General features: G+C 60.3%; 13 protein-coding genes. 11 read left to right on the plus strand and 2 right to left on the minus strand.

Features of this window, described 5'->3' with window-relative positions; genetic code table 11:
• Window positions 1–7: 7 nt before the first annotated feature.
• Window positions 8–994, minus strand: a complete 987-nt coding sequence (locus tag CVS30_RS12585; protein WP_245934587.1) for a formylglycine-generating enzyme family protein — start codon at window positions 992–994, stop codon at window positions 8–10.
• 225 nt (window positions 995–1219) lie between these two features.
• Between CVS30_RS12585 and CVS30_RS12595 the strand changes: the two genes are divergently transcribed.
• The 11 genes from CVS30_RS12595 to CVS30_RS12645 all read left to right on the plus strand — a co-directional run bounded on the left by CVS30_RS12595 (window position 1220) and on the right by CVS30_RS12645 (window position 12808).
• On the plus strand, window positions 1220–2899 hold the full coding sequence (locus CVS30_RS12595) for a SulP family inorganic anion transporter (RefSeq protein ID WP_110485680.1): 1680 nt from the start codon (window positions 1220–1222) through the stop codon (window positions 2897–2899).
• Entirely contained in the window at window positions 2896–3618 is a 723-nt protein-coding gene (locus CVS30_RS12600; RefSeq protein WP_110485681.1) for a GAP family protein, read from the plus strand. Before CVS30_RS12595 ends, CVS30_RS12600 begins: the two co-directional genes overlap by 4 nt.
• Window positions 3609–5312: a SulP family inorganic anion transporter gene (locus CVS30_RS12605; RefSeq protein WP_110485682.1), complete on the plus strand. Its 1704-nt coding sequence runs from the start codon at window positions 3609–3611 to the stop codon at window positions 5310–5312. The genes CVS30_RS12600 and CVS30_RS12605 overlap by 10 nt, the downstream gene beginning before the upstream one ends.
• A gap of 81 nt (window positions 5313–5393) precedes the next feature.
• Window positions 5394–5807 (plus strand): phage holin family protein, encoded by a 414-nt coding sequence (locus CVS30_RS12610; RefSeq protein WP_110485683.1) that lies wholly within the window; start codon window positions 5394–5396, stop codon window positions 5805–5807.
• A gap of 184 nt (window positions 5808–5991) precedes the next feature.
• The gene (locus CVS30_RS12615; RefSeq protein WP_110485697.1) at window positions 5992–6399 is read left to right on the plus strand and encodes an SHOCT domain-containing protein; all 408 of its coding nucleotides are present in this window, start codon (window positions 5992–5994) and stop codon (window positions 6397–6399) included.
• A gap of 69 nt (window positions 6400–6468) precedes the next feature.
• Window positions 6469–7269, plus strand: coding sequence for a GNAT family N-acetyltransferase (locus CVS30_RS12620; protein WP_110485684.1), 801 nt, complete (start codon window positions 6469–6471; stop codon window positions 7267–7269).
• A gap of 23 nt (window positions 7270–7292) precedes the next feature.
• Window positions 7293–7634 carry a hypothetical protein gene (locus CVS30_RS12625; RefSeq protein WP_146233396.1) on the plus strand — a complete coding sequence of 114 codons (342 nt, stop codon included), beginning with the start codon at window positions 7293–7295 and terminating at the stop codon, window positions 7632–7634.
• A 66-nt stretch (window positions 7635–7700) separates the two neighbouring features.
• Entirely contained in the window at window positions 7701–8528 is an 828-nt protein-coding gene (locus tag CVS30_RS12630) for a helix-turn-helix domain-containing protein (RefSeq protein ID WP_110485686.1), read from the plus strand.
• A 238-nt stretch (window positions 8529–8766) separates the two neighbouring features.
• A complete protein-coding gene (locus tag CVS30_RS12635; RefSeq protein WP_110485687.1) occupies window positions 8767–9612 on the plus strand; it encodes an ABC transporter ATP-binding protein in 846 nt (281 codons plus the stop codon).
• Between the two features lie 35 nt (window positions 9613–9647).
• On the plus strand, window positions 9648–10706 hold the full coding sequence (locus CVS30_RS12640) for an iron-siderophore ABC transporter substrate-binding protein (protein WP_110485688.1): 1059 nt from the start codon (window positions 9648–9650) through the stop codon (window positions 10704–10706).
• Window positions 10707–10744: 38 nt separating this feature from the next.
• On the plus strand, window positions 10745–12808 hold the full coding sequence (locus tag CVS30_RS12645) for an iron ABC transporter permease (protein ID WP_110485698.1): 2064 nt from the start codon (window positions 10745–10747) through the stop codon (window positions 12806–12808).
• Window positions 12809–12829: 21 nt separating this feature from the next.
• On the opposite strand, the gene CVS30_RS12650 is transcribed toward CVS30_RS12645, so the two are convergent.
• On the minus strand, window positions 12830–13588 hold the full coding sequence (locus CVS30_RS12650; RefSeq protein ID WP_110485689.1) for an alpha/beta fold hydrolase: 759 nt from the start codon (window positions 13586–13588) through the stop codon (window positions 12830–12832).
• Between the last annotated feature and the right edge of the window lie 463 nt (window positions 13589–14051).

The following is a 14051-nucleotide window of genomic DNA, read 5'->3' on the forward strand; positions in this document are numbered from 1 at the left end:
TTTTTCATCAGACTCTGACCCTTTGGACAGGGGCAGCGGAACGGGCACAGCGAAAGCCAAGATCCGATCGGGCTGAATCTTCTGCTTGAGCAGTGCGGGCCGCGGGCCGGTAACTGAGGCTATATTCCGGAGCTGAGAGGTGGGAACCTCCCTTGATGACCCGACAAGGAATCTCAAGACTCTCGCGCTCCCAACCCGACGGACCGTTGATTGGCCTGCCTGATTCACCGAGCAACGGCGACTTATACGGTTCCTGTCCGGTGCCCTGCGCGTGAGATTCTGTGAAGAAGTCGCTTGTCCATTCCCAGACATTTCCAATGCAGTCGAAGATGCCAAATCCATTGGGCGGAAAGGCGTCCACAGGGGATGTTCCCACCCAGCCTCTGGACCCAAAATTCAGATAGGGAAATCTGCCATGCCAAGTATTGGCCATGGCAACCCCAGCGGGATCCCGCTCTCTCCCCCAGCTGTAGGGCATGGGTTTCAGTCCTCCCCCGGCGGCAAATTCTTGTTCCGCTTCGGTAGGAAGGCGCGCGCCGATCCAGGTGGCATAGGCGGAAGCGTCCTGATGGGCGATATGTACGACAGGATGTGTTTCCTTTCCTCTCGTGCTGCTTCCAGGTCCCAATGGAGCTCGCCAATGGGTGCCAGGTAACCAGGTCCACCACAAATGCCAATCCCGCAGGTCAACGGGGCTCGTTGGTGGTATGAAAACCAACGAACCGGGAGCAAGCTCGTCGGGGCCCAAGTGCGGGAATGATTTCCAGTCCAGTCCTCGCTCGGCAAGCGTGACGTAGCCGGTCGCCTCCACGAAGGCAGCGTATTGGGCATTGGTGATAGGCGTTTGTGTTATTTCAAAACTCTCAACAGCCTGCTCGTGTTCGGGACGTTCCTCGGGATAGAAGTCGCTCGAACCCATAGGAAAGCGGCCACCAGTAATTCTCACCCAAGTGATGGTTGATTCCTGCAAAGCTGCGTCGCCAGCATCCATCATGTGTTCTCCTTAGCAATCTTTGCCTCCATCCTGCCTGTGGCCACGGGGTGGGTAATCATCACCAACTGATGATTTGTGGACTTCCTTGTTCCATCGTCGCCGCAAATCGCCGAACGTAGACACCAAGTGATCGCCGCATATGGCTGCCCAGCCAACAGTGCGTGGACACACCCATCGTTGAGCATGACCTGACCGGAACTTTGAACTAGAAAAGGCAATACATCCATGCAACGACCTTTACCGGGACTTAACCGGGGCAATTTCGTCAGGGAGGCCACGGCCGGCATCACCTTGCTGGCTATTTCCGTTCCATTGAACATTGGCTACGCGCAGATCGCCGGGCTTCCTGCGAGCGCAGGCCTGTACGCGCTTATTGTGCCGACCATCATTTACGCCCTGCTTATTTCTTCTCGGCAGGTAGTTGCTTCGCCCGATGCAGCCGCAGCCGCCCTCGTTTTTTCTTCCCTCATGGGTTTGGGGGTTGCCCCGGAAAACTTCGTGGCCATGGCTGCCGCGCAGGCACTGTTGAGCGGACTGATGTTTTTTGCCGCCTCGTTCCTTAAATTGGGCTTCATCGCCAATTTCTTGTCCAAGCCGATTCTGGTTGGCTTCGTGGGTGGTCTGGCTTTGGAAATTCTCCTCAGTCAAGCCGCCAAGATGGTGGGCGTGAAAATTGATTCCGGCGGTGAGTTTGTCGAGAATTTGTGGGCTCTCCTTATAGGACTTGGCGGGGTGAATCTCTTTTCGGCGGTGCTCAGCGCGGGGGCCTTGATGGTGCTCCTGCTGGGCCGCCATTTTCTTCCCGCCATACCGTGGGCATTGGTGGTTCTTGTCTTAGCCACGGTCGCTACGGTGATGTTTAGTTTGGAAGGCCGAGGAGTCTCCGTACTAGGCGAGGTACCGGGCGGCCCACCGCAGTTCAGTATTCCGAGGGTGGACCTGACCGCTTGGCTGACGCTGATCCCCTCGGCGTTGGCGCTGACCATGGTCACAATCGCCGAAGGTCTCATGATCATCCGTTCCTACGGTGAGAAGAATGGCTACTCAACCCAACCCAACAAGGACCTTTTTGCCTTCGGCGCGGCCAATATTGCCTCGGGAATATCCGGATCCTTTGCCATGGGTTCCTCCACTTCTCGAACGGCGGCCATGGACCAGGCCGGTTCCCGCACCCAGCTGCCAAGTATTGTCATGGCTGCTGGAACGTTTTTACTGCTTTTGTTCGGTACCGCCTTGTTGGCCCAGATCCCGTCACCAGCCATCGGCGCTGTGGTTGCCGTTGCCGTGTTCAAGCTCTTGGGCATCGGCGAAATGCGCGAGCTGTGGCGTTCCTCCCGCTCCGAGTTTGCCATCGGCGTGGCCTGTTTTGTTGGTGTTTTGCTTGTGGGTCCGTTGGGTGGCTTGTTCCTCGCATTTGTACTGTCGCTGGTCAACCTCGTCCGCAGGGCGGCAAACCCATCCATTGACGTTTTAAAGGGTGAAGATGATCCGACCGTTTCGCTAACGGAGGGTGCTGCCGAGATCCGGCGCACGGCGCCCGGCATTGCGGTAGTGCGGATGGCTGCGCCGATTTTCTTTGCCAACGGCACTGTTTTAGCCGACCGCATTATGGAGCTGCGTAATCCCACCTACGGGGAGCTGCACGTCGTCGTTCTTGATCTTGAAGCCGTGAGCGACATCGATGTGACAGGAGCCGAGGCCCTTGCCGGAATCATAGCCCGGCTGCAGAGGGACGGGATCAGTTTGGCGTACTCCCGACTGCGTCCTCACCTCCGTGTCCAGCTTGAGTCCTTGAATCTACTAAACAAGGTAGAAGAATTTTCAACCAACCGTGAAGCCGTCGCTGCCCTGTCTCAGGGTTTCAACAGCACCCCGGCTGCCTCCAACAGAGTGGATCCGTCATGATTGATCTCGCATGGGAATTGATTCCGGCCCTATTGGGTATCGTGGCCAGCCCCCTGGCCATTATCGCCATGATTGCCGTGCTTTTGTCTCGCAATTCACAGCAAAACGGAATCATGTACTGGATTGGCTGGACGTGCGCCGTGCTCATATCAGTAGGACTTGGTTACTGGATATTTGCCCGGATCGAGGTTGACCTAACCGCCGAGCCACCCGCTTGGGTCCCCGTTGTCCGGTTCATCTTCGGACTCTTCCTGGTGGCCGGTGCCGTGTGGACCTACCGCCGATCAAGGCTCAAACTCACCGCGATGGCCCGGGCAGATTCTCTGGAAGACGTCGTGGCTGCTGCTCCACAGCTGCCAGGGTGGTTGAAAACCGTGGATACTTTTACCGCGCCAAGGTCATTTTGCCTAGGGTTGGGAATCTTCCTTCTGAATCCCATCAATCTTTCCTGCGCCGCCGTGGCGGCCTTGGACATCAGGTTGGCTGATCTCTCAACCCAGGTGTCTATGACGTTTTTGATCGTGTTCATGATCCTGTGCATCGTCCCGTTTTCCGTACCGGTGATACTCACGTTGCTACAACGTGAGAAGGCTGGCCCCGTGCTGGAGCGGATGCGCGGGTGGATTGTCAAGAACAATGCAAATATGAGCACCATCTTCCTCTCGCTGCTGGCATTCATGCAGATTCAAAAGTCGCTGGCCGAGCTTCCATGGTTCTAACAACGGCCCCGCTACGGCGTTATCTCAAACGCTTTGGAAATAAAACAACGGTCAAGTCGGATATTAAGGCTGGTCTGGTGTTGGGGATCGAAAGTGTCCCCGACGGATTGGCCGCCGGGCTTTTAGCCGGAGTCAACCCCCTCCATGGACTCTACGGGTATCTGGTGGGGACGGTGGGTGGCGCTTTGGCCACGGGTTCGGCCTTCATGACCGTTCAAGCAACAGGTGCCATGTCCGTAGTGATCTCCGACATCCCCCAGACACAGGACGCTGAGCAATCTGCCGCAGCTCTGGCCACCCTTGCGTTACTGACAGGCCTGATCATGCTGGGTCTGGGACTGGCCAAGCTGGGTTCACTCGTCAGATTTATTCCCACGGCGGTTTTGGTGGGTTTCATCAATGCTGTGGCGATCAACATCATCCTTGGACAATTCGACAATCTGACGGGGTATTCCAGCGACGGGGACAACAGATTGGTGAAAACTGTAGATACTTTCACACACCTCCTGGAATTGAACGCTCAGTCCCTGATAGTTGGCGGTGTGACTATCGCCTTGATCCTGATGCTGGAAAAAACTCGTTTAGGGGCCCTGTCCATGGTGGTGGCCGTCGTTGCCGGTTCGGTTGCGGCTGCGCTGCTGGGCCTCCTGCCCTGGGGCTCCACGGTGGCCCTTCTCGGGGACGTGGCTACCGTGCCCACTTCCCTTCCTGACCTGGAATTACCTAGCATTTCCATGATTCCGGTATTGATCATTCCGGCCCTTTCACTAGCGCTCGTTGGACTGGTACAGGGTTCTGCCATCAGCGGCTCTATCCCCAACCCTGATGGCCAGTATCCGGATTCGTCGGCCGATTTTCGTGGCCAGGGCATGGCAAATCTAGCGACAGGGCTCTTTCAAGGCATGCCGGTTGGCGGCTCCATGTCAGCCACCGCACTGGTACGGACTGCCGGTGCTCAGACTGCGCTGGCTAACCTGGTTGCCGGCGCGGCGATGGCCACGTGCATTCTGGCCTTGGGAAGCACCATTGGCTACATGGCCATGCCTGCCCTGGCTGCCCTCTTGATCTTGGTGGGGTTTCGAACGCTTAAAATCCATGACCTGACCATGGTGTGGCGGACTGGCCCTATTCAGGCCACGGTGCTGGCCGTCACCTTCATTCTCACACTCCTGATCCCCCTGCAATACTCGGTGTTGACCGGTGTAGGCCTTGCCGTCATTTTGCACATTGCGCGGATGTCCAACCGGATCGTGGTTCGCCGCTGGGAGTTCGACGTTGATAGTGCCCTTCCCTATGAAAGCTCACCCCCGCAGGTGCTCAGTACCGGCGAGCTGGTGGTCTTGGTGCCGTATGGAAGCCTGTTCTTTGCCGCCTCACCCATCTTCGAGCAGCAGCTGCCAAAGGTTCCGGCGAGCTGTGAAGGAACCGTGGTTATTATCCGTTTGCGGGGCAAGGATGAGTTGGGCGTAACTTTCATCAAGACCTTGGAACGTTATGCGGCGGCTCTGGAGACCGCAGGTGGCACGCTGATGTTGGCGGGCGTTGGCGCTAAAGTCTACGGTCAATTGGCGGTGACCGGAAGCCTGCACAGGATCGGCAAGAGCCACGTTTTCAAAGCCCGCCGACGCGTGGGAAACTCCCTGCAAGACGCCATGGCTGGGGCAGAGGCATGGCGCCTTGAGAATCGCCGCTAGTCCCATCAATACCTGATGATATTTGCCGTGCGAGGCCTTCGAATATGGCCAAGGAATACCGGCAGTTCCTAAGATCAGCGCATGATTATTTTCCTGATTCGCGCAGCAATATACCTTGTCACCGCAGCCTTGGGCCTTCTAGTCACCTCATGGGTCTTGTCAGATTTCAATTTAATGGCCAATGGTTTCATGGTGGCAGTTCTGGTTTTTGCCATTACAAATTCCATTCTGACCCCGTTCATTTTCCGAATGACGAACCGCTATGTTCCGGCTGCGCTGGGAGGGATTGGCCTGCTGTCCACATTGGCTGCCTTGATCGTGGCCCAGCTTTTCCCCAACGGGCTGGTGATCTCTGGTTTCACCACGTGGATACTCGCAGCGTTGCTCGTCTGGATTGTGACCACGTTGGGCGCCTGGCTGCTTCCGATAATTTTCCTCAAGAAGCGCTTGGCACAACGGGCCGCGGAGAAGAACCAGCGACTCGTGGGTGGCTGATTCTGGTTCCATGACTGTAATTCAAAGCAGCATCATCAATCCTTGGTGAAAACTGGTTCGTTGGTGTCAGAATCCTAGGCGGACATGAAACTTCGGCTCAATAATTACAGGACGGCCTACGGCTGAGTTCATTGAATCACTGACCCTGGAATACATGGTCAACGGAAAATCTGAGGAAAATATTATGGAATTTTGGTCGTCTTTTTGGAATATCATCTGGGTCTTTTTTTCGGCCGTCATTTTCATCGCCTATCTCATCGCCTTATTCTCCATCGTGGCCGATCTGTTTAGCGACCGGAAGCTCAGCGGATGGTGGAAGGCCATTTGGCTCTTTGCCTTGGTGCTCATCCCGTTCGTCACTTCGCTGATCTACCTGATCGCCCGCGGTCAGGGCATGGCGGAACGAAAATTTCACACCGTTGCAGAGAACCAGTCCGCTGCCGAGGACTACATCCGTAGCGTGGCTCAGGCTAGCCCCAGCGATGAAATCGCCAAGGCAAAGCAACTCTTCGATGCAGGAGTCCTCACGGCCGACGAATTCCAGGCGATCAAGAACCACGCCCTGGGCTCTGTCAAGGTTCCCGTCGCATAACCGAGCAAGCGTGTTCTAGGCGCGGACGGATGGTTGCCCAGACCGTCCGCACCTGACAAGCTAAGCCTGATGACTATCAAAGAGCAGTACCTCAGAGCGTATGACGAGCAGCTTCGCACCGACGCTGAAACTCCCACCGCGATCAGCGTGACCCGTCTGGGGCATCTGAGATTGGCCATCTATGCCGGCGGGCTCGGCTTCATCACCTACCGCGACTTGGGCGGCACCGCGGCCAAGGACATGCTCGCCCTCGTGGCGGAGGCCTTGGAGTTCTACCGCACTAATCCCGAGATCGACAAGGTGGAGTGGAAGGTGCGCACGCATGATGACGCACCGGGGCTCCACGAGGCTCTGCTCGCGAACGAATTCTTCCCCGATGATCCGGAATCGATCATGGTGGGCCCGCTCGAAGGCCTCTGCGACGATGTCCCCGTGCCCGACGGCGTGACCTTGCGCAAGGTGACGAGCGAGGCCGACGTCCGGGCCATGAGCGCCATGGCGGATACCGCCTTCGGCGAGCCCGTCAGCACCCGCATGGCCGATTCGCTTTTGACCCGGCTGGCCCGCAAGGACGGCATGGAACTGTGGGTCGCCGAGGTCGACGGGAAGATCGTCAGCTGCGGCCGGCTCGAACCCGTGCAAGGCACCCACTTTGTCGGTATCTGGGGCGGCGCTACCCTCGAGGCCTACCGCGGCCGCGGCATCTACCGCGCCCTGACGGCAGCCCGTGCCCAATCCGCCCTCGCCATGGGCAAAACACTGGTCCACAGCGACTCCACGGAATACTCACGACCGATCCTGGAACGCTCCGGACTCATGAAAGTCTCCACCACCACCCCGTATTACTGGAGACGTTCAGCGGCATCATGACCGAAGGGCCAGAGCATTACGCCATGAACTTTGCATGGGTGTGGGGACCCGAGAATCCCAGTCTGGACAAGGTGGCCCGCCTCGCCATGAATCTGCGGGGAGCTGACGCGGAAAAGCTCGAGATCTTACTTGAGCGCTGGCTGACCGGACTGGGCTACGACTCCGAAAGCGGCCACTACTTTCAGGGCGGATTCAGTGTGGCGGTCCAGGCCCGTGGGAACGGCGGGGCCGACATCGTCTTCGTCTCAGGTAGACAAGACGTGGCCGAGTCGCTGGGTGAGGCCGTGGATGAATTCTACGAACAGGTCCTCCAGCACCTCACTACCGCATCCGTGACCTGGACCGAGCAGCCGCTGGAACTCTAACCCTCGGCTGCCTCAAAAGCGCGACGGCGGGACGCCACCTCATACCCCTCCGGTAAACTCACTCGAATGACCCTTCCGCCGCTCATCGATGCCGGGCACGGGGCGTGGCGACGCGAACCAAGCACGGTCGTTCGCCGCGGACAAAGCCTGCCGCCAAATATACGCGACTCGTTTGTCATTTTTACTGAATCGGAAACACCCCAAGCTCCACTCGAGTGGGAACCCCACTCGCATCCCCTCCATGAGCTGGTGTGGGCGCGCGGCGGAACCATGACCACACGCATTGGGGACCGGATCTTTACCGTCTCCGAAGGCGAAGGGCTATGGCTGCCCGCCGGTCAAGTACACGCCGGGCGGCTCACCGCGAACATTGAATTCCACAGCGCCTTCTTTTCTCCCCACCGAATTCCCGTGGCCTTTGAGAATCCCACCGTCATCACCATGGCTCCCCTCCTCGAATCCCTGCTGAAGCATCTCGCCCGCACAGACCTTGCCAGCGACGCCCGGGAACGGGCAGAGTCAGTGGTTTTTGATGTGCTGCAACCGTCACAACGGCAACTTCAACTGCAACTTCCGGGCGATCACAGAATTGACCCCATAGCCGAGATTCTCCTCAAGGATCCCTCAGACGGACGCTCCCTCGACGATTGGGCCCAGCTGTTGGGACTCAGCGAACGGACCATCACCCGCGCATTTCGTCACACAACAGGGTTGTCCTTCGCGCAGTGGCGGCGAGTGCTGCGGGTCCACCGCGCACTGGCACTGCTGTCCGATGGGTGGGACGTCCGCACCACATCGGAGATGGTGGGCTACGCACAACCGAGCTCGTTCATCGCCGCATTCCGCACCGTCATGGGGACCACACCCGGCTCGCTTCCCACCGCAGCTCACTAACAGAGCCCAGATACTTCATCCAGCCCCAGCGCTGAGGTGTCCGAAAAAGCGAATCGCGTGTCCTAAACTCCAGATTGCGGACAGATCACGCGAGCCATATACTCACTTAGGCAAGGCGAACCTAACTTAGTTTCGCGCGTGATCATTATCCTTATTCTGAGCTAGGTAGCACCATGTCCACCCTTTGCAGTGCATCCGCTGATCTGCCAGCTACCGCAGTCCACATCGGCACACCCCGATGATCCCGTCGACCTCACTCAACGGTGAAAACCTCGTCCTGCAGTACGGCCGCGACACTGTGGTGAAGGGGGTTTCCCTCAGCCTCGAACCCGGACAGGTCACTGCCTTGGTTGGTCCCAATGGCAGCGGAAAATCTACGCTGCTACGTTCTCTGGCACGGCTGCATCGGGTGCACGAAGGCAACATCACCCTCAGCCAAGGTGACAGGGCGAAGGCCAAGTCCACGTCCTTACTTTCCGCGCGTGAATTTGCCCGGGAGGTCACGCTCTTTTCACAGTCCCGGCCGGCCCCGCAGGGCCTGACGGTCCGAGAGGTTGTCGCCTTCGGCCGCCATCCTCACCGCCGCGGCTTTGCCGGACTGTCGCACAAAGACCGCGCCGCGATCGACCACGCTATGGATGTCACGGGCGTGCGATCCATGTCCGAGCGCTCGGTGGGCGAACTCTCCGGCGGCGAGGTGCAGCGTGTCTGGCTGGCCGCCTGTGTAGCGCAGGAAACCGGCGTACTCCTGCTGGATGAGCCCACCAACCATCTTGACCTGCGCTATCAGATCGAGACTCTGGACCTGGTGCGTGATCTGGCAGACGATAACGGCGTTGCGGTCGGCATTGTCTTGCACGACCTCGATCAGGCGGCTCGAATCGCCGACCATCTGATCCTTTTGTCCGCTGGCCGGATCCACGCATCCGGTCATCCTGTCGAGGTGCTCACCGCCGAGAACATTGGCGAGGTGTATTCCGTCCGCGTCGAGGTCAGCTTCGATGAGGGTAGCAGTCGCCTGCGCATCGATCCGATCGGGCGCCACACGCCCCGGGCTCGCGCCCGGGCCACCCAGCTCGCTTAATTTTCCCTACGTTCTACCAACCCGAAAGTATCCCCATGCCCCGCATTCCTTCCTTGGCTGCCGCAGCGGCCACCTTGGCCGTTGCTGCGCTCGCCCTCACCGGCTGCGGCACCACTACAGTTGACGGTGCCGGAAACAACACCGTTGCCGCATCGTCTCAGGACTGCAGCGCCGACACCACCGCCACGTCCACCGACGCCGTATCCATGACAGATGGTGTGGGCCGCACCGTGGAGCTCGAGAAGCCCGCCCAGCGAATTGCTGTACTGGAATGGCAGCAGATTGAGGATGCCCTCACGCTCTGCGTCGCCCCGGTGGCCGTCTCCGACTCAGCCGGCTACAGCACCTACGTCAGCGCCGAGACCATCCCCGAGGGCGTCGCCGATATCGGCACCCGCGGCGAGCCGGACCTGGACACGCTCTACGGGGCCAACCCTGATCTGATCATCGTCGAGGCCTTCAGCGCCGACGATGAGCTCATCACCACGCTGGAGAAGCGCGGCGTGCCCGTGCTCGCCACCCTCGGAGCCAATGGCGCCGACCAGATCGGCAACATGAAGAACGTCTTCTCCATGATCGCCGAGGCCACGGGCCGCACAGAGCGGGCCGAGCAGGTCCTGGGTAGCTTTGATGCATACCTGAGCGACGCCAAGGCAAAGGTCCAGGCCGCCAACATGCCGACGTCGAGCTTCTTGTTCTTTGACGGCTGGATCGAGGGCGGCAACGTCGTCGTCCGCCCGTACGGCAAGGGTGCCTTGTTCACCGAGCTCGGCGAAGAGCTGGGCATGACCGCCGCCTGGACCGATGAGATCGACAAGAGCTACGGCAGCGGCGGCGTGGACCCGGCCTATGGACTGGGCATGACCGACATTGAGGGCCTGACCGCCGTGGGCGAGGCGAACTTGTTCTATTCCAATGACGACACGGCCGACAGCTACGTCAAAGAGCTGACCAAGAACCCGATCTGGTCCGCGCTTCCGGCCGTCAAGGAAGATCGCGCCTACGCATTCCCGGCGGGTGTTTGGGGCGCCGGCGGACCACTGTCGTGCCAGCAGGCCATTGACGCCTTCGTCAACGCCATTCTCCAGGGGTGAGCACCTCCACCCACACGGCACCACCTGAGAGCTTGCCCATGAAGCCCGACGCCGGACCCCGTGGCACTGCCGCTGGGGTCGGCGTTCTGGCCGTTTTGGTCCTCGCCATTGTGGCCGTAGGCCTGTGGCACATCACCCAGGGTACTTCCGGCGTGGGCCCCCGCGATTTGCTGCGCCTGCTCACCGGCGCGCAAGAGAACGTGGGAGGCGTACCCGTCAGCGATGTGTTGACGGGTTCGCGCCTCCCCCGCTTGTTTGCCGGCGTCGCTGTGGGCTTTGCCCTCGGTGTGGCAGGCGTGTTGCTGCAATCGGTCACCCGCAATGTCCTGGCATCCCCGGACACGTTGGCCGTCACGGCTGGTTCCTACTTTGCGCTCACACTCGTGGCAGCCTTTGGCCTGGCCGTCCCGCTGTGGGCCTCCAGCGGCGTTGCCTTTGTGGGCGGCTTGCTGGCCGCGGCCCTGGTTCTGGGTCTGGCAGGAAATAGTGCCGGGAATGGCACCACGCGGCTCATTCTGGCCGGATCCGCCACCGCCATGGCGTTGGATGCCGCCACGGCCATGATGTTGATCTTGTTCAAGGAAAACACCACGGGCCTGTTTGCCTGGGGTAGCGGCTCCCTAGCTCAGCTCAACCTTGACGCCTCCGTCCGGGCAGCCCCCGTCATCATCGTGTGCCTGTGCGCGGCATTGCTGTTGTGCCGCCGGCTCGACGTCCTCAAACTCGGCGACGACACCGCAGCGACCCTCGGCGTGCCCATCCGTTCCACCCGCCTGATCGCCGTAATCGCCGCCGTGCTACTGACCAGTATCTCGGTCACCCTGGCCGGCCCCATCGCGTTTGTGGGACTGGGCGCCCCAGTGCTGGCCCGCTTGATCGCCAACCGTGTCCAGGCGTTGCACCGGCATCTGCTGCTGGTGCCATTGTCCGGGCTACTTGGCGCACTCTTGATCCTGCTCGCAGACGCTGTGCTGCGCGGTATCCTCAGCGCCGAAGGCGCCACCTCCATCCCCACCGGAATTCCCACGGCGATGCTCGGCGCGGTACTCATCGTTGTCTTGGCCCTGCGCATGCGAGATTCGGGCCCGATCCGTCAACCACCCCACGCCCGCATCGGCATTCACTCCCGCCGCCGCTTTGTGGCCGCCCTTTCGATTGCTGCAGGACTACTGCTCGTGGCCCTTGTCATTGGTTTGTTGGCGGGCAGCCTGTGGCTACGGCTGGGCGACATTGTGTTGTGGCTCCAAGGCGCCGCACCCGATTTGATTGGCCGGGCTCTGGATGAACGTGGCCCCCGAGTGGCTGCCGCTGCCCTGGCCGGTGCTGCTCTGGGTTTGGCTGGCTGCGTGGTTCAAGCCACCGTCCGCAACCCCTTGGCGGAGCCCGGTTTGCTGGGCATCACAGCGGGCGCCGGTTTGGGCGCCGTCAGCGTGGTGACCTCCGGGGCCGGCGGACGCCCACTGCTGATCATCATGGCGGTGGTCATGGGCTTGGCAACCTTTGCCTTGATCGCGCTGTTGGCGTGGCGCGGCGGATTCTTGCCGGATCGTTTTGTCTTGATCGGTATCGGCTGCGGTTATGGGCTGAGCGCCTTGACCACGTTCCTGCTGTTGCGTGCCGATCCGTGGAACACGCCCCGGATCATGACCTGGCTCTCCGGCACTACCTATGGCCGGACGTTCCCCGACGTTGCTCCGGTGGCGATTGGCCTACTGGTGGCCGTGCCGTTGTTGTTCCTGATGCGCCGCCAGCTGGATTTGCTGGCCATCGACGAGGACACCCCGCGCATCCTCGGGATTAGATCGGACCGGACGCGCCTGCTCCTGCTGGCCATGGCCGCCGTTCTGGCGTCCCTGAGCGTCGTGGCGATCGGTGCCGTCGGCTTTGTGGGACTCGTGGCGCCGCACCTGGCCCGGGCCCTGGTGGGTGCCCGGCATGGCCGGCTCATCCCAGTCTCGATGCTGCTGGGCGCACTGTTGGTGTCCGTCGCCGATATTTTGGGCCGGACCCTGATTTCACCGGCTCAAATTCCCGCCGGACTCATGATTGCCTTGCTGGGCGGCCCTTACTTTGTGTGGCTGCTGCGCCGCTCGCGGGGTTAGCGGCCGTACGGTTGAAGCAGGTCAGGCCCGGGCCAGAAAGTCCCGAATCAGGGTGCTGATGAGTTCGGGCCGTTCGGCAATCAGGCCGTGGCCGGTTCCGGGCACTATGGCGAGCTGTGCGCCCGGGATCGATGCCGCGATCAGCAGGCTGTGGGCCGGCGGGATCGAATCCCGGTCCCCGGACATGATGAGCGTCGGTGCGCTGACGGCGGCCAGGCTGGCCGGGTCGATCTGCGGCTCGCTGGTCCACAGCCTCATGAGTTTCGCAAGGACCGCGTCGGCATGCTCGGCGCCATCCGGCGACAGCCGTCCATAGTGCATCCGCTCCAGATCCGGCTTGGCTTCCCCCTCATGGGAGGACGACGGCGGGGAGTCCAGCCGGGGGCCGTCACCAGTTGTGGGGGTGAAGACAGAGGGGTCAAGGTTGGCGCTGATGGCCACCAGCGAGCGCACCCGCTGCGGATGTTCCAGGGCCAGCAACAGGGCAATAATCGCACCATCGCTGTAGCCAATCACATGCACCGACTCCAGACCGTGGGCATCAAGGTAGGCGAGGGTGTCGGCAATGCCACGGGCGTAGCTGTAGTCGCCGTCAATGTCAGCCGAACGGCCATGTCCGGAGCGCTCAAAGGCAAAGACCTGGTAGTCCTGTACCAACGCATCAGACTGCCCGCGCAGCGACTCTAGTGAGCAGAAGCCGCCATGCAGCAGGAGGACGGGATCGCCCGAACCGGCAATTTCCGAATACAGTTCTTCCCCGTTGATATTCAGGTATGTCATGGGATCCCACCGTCTCTCCGGGCTCTTCCGCCCGTCAGAGAGTACCACCCCCGCGGCCCGGACCGACGGCGTCCCGCGGTGGCGACTAGCCCACTAGATTGTCCCCGTGCTGATTCGAGGCGAGTCACTCCAGTAGCCAAGAGCGGCATTTCAGAAGCTACTGTCGCCCCTGGCTACTGCCCCGTTCCAGAAGAGCGTTGACTAGCCACTTCCATGAGCGGCCCTTCAGAAACCCGAAACCGGGCACTAAGAAATCCCTAGCCCGCTAGCTTCCATCGCCGGACACTCACCTTTTCAGCGCATCGTCGGTTACTTCATGCGGGGCAGTAAACAACGGCACACGCCCTAGTTATTCACTTCGATATCAAAACGTGATTTAGACTTGCTCTGATGTCAAGATTATTTGGAACAGACGGTGTCCGTGGTTTGGCTAATGGCCTGCTGACGGCTGAATTGGCTTTAT

Source organism: Arthrobacter psychrolactophilus, assembly GCF_003219795.1.
GTDB lineage: Bacteria > Actinomycetota > Actinomycetes > Actinomycetales > Micrococcaceae > Specibacter > Specibacter psychrolactophilus.

What these genes read in the sequence shown, in the direction of transcription:
- CVS30_RS12620 (WP_110485684.1), top strand. Translation starts at nt 6,469, where the DNA reads ATGACTATCAAAGAGCAGTACCTCAGAGCGTATGACGAGCAGCTTCGC.
- CVS30_RS12600 (WP_110485681.1), top strand. Translation starts at nt 2,896, where the DNA reads ATGATTGATCTCGCATGGGAATTGATTCCGGCCCTATTGGGTATCGTG.
- CVS30_RS12595 (WP_110485680.1), top strand. Translation starts at nt 1,220, where the DNA reads ATGCAACGACCTTTACCGGGACTTAACCGGGGCAATTTCGTCAGGGAG.
- CVS30_RS12635 (WP_110485687.1), top strand. Translation starts at nt 8,767, where the DNA reads ATGATCCCGTCGACCTCACTCAACGGTGAAAACCTCGTCCTGCAGTAC.
- CVS30_RS12585 (WP_245934587.1), bottom strand. Translation starts at nt 994, where the DNA reads ATGATGGATGCTGGCGACGCAGCTTTGCAGGAATCAACCATCACTTGG.
- CVS30_RS12630 (WP_110485686.1), top strand. Translation starts at nt 7,701, where the DNA reads ATGACCCTTCCGCCGCTCATCGATGCCGGGCACGGGGCGTGGCGACGC.
- CVS30_RS12605 (WP_110485682.1), top strand. Translation starts at nt 3,609, where the DNA reads ATGGTTCTAACAACGGCCCCGCTACGGCGTTATCTCAAACGCTTTGGA.
- CVS30_RS12625 (WP_146233396.1), top strand. Translation starts at nt 7,293, where the DNA reads ATGAACTTTGCATGGGTGTGGGGACCCGAGAATCCCAGTCTGGACAAG.
- CVS30_RS12610 (WP_110485683.1), top strand. Translation starts at nt 5,394, where the DNA reads ATGATTATTTTCCTGATTCGCGCAGCAATATACCTTGTCACCGCAGCC.
- CVS30_RS12615 (WP_110485697.1), top strand. Translation starts at nt 5,992, where the DNA reads ATGGAATTTTGGTCGTCTTTTTGGAATATCATCTGGGTCTTTTTTTCG.
- CVS30_RS12645 (WP_110485698.1), top strand. Translation starts at nt 10,745, where the DNA reads ATGAAGCCCGACGCCGGACCCCGTGGCACTGCCGCTGGGGTCGGCGTT.
- CVS30_RS12650 (WP_110485689.1), bottom strand. Translation starts at nt 13,588, where the DNA reads ATGACATACCTGAATATCAACGGGGAAGAACTGTATTCGGAAATTGCC.
- CVS30_RS12640 (WP_110485688.1), top strand. Translation starts at nt 9,648, where the DNA reads ATGCCCCGCATTCCTTCCTTGGCTGCCGCAGCGGCCACCTTGGCCGTT.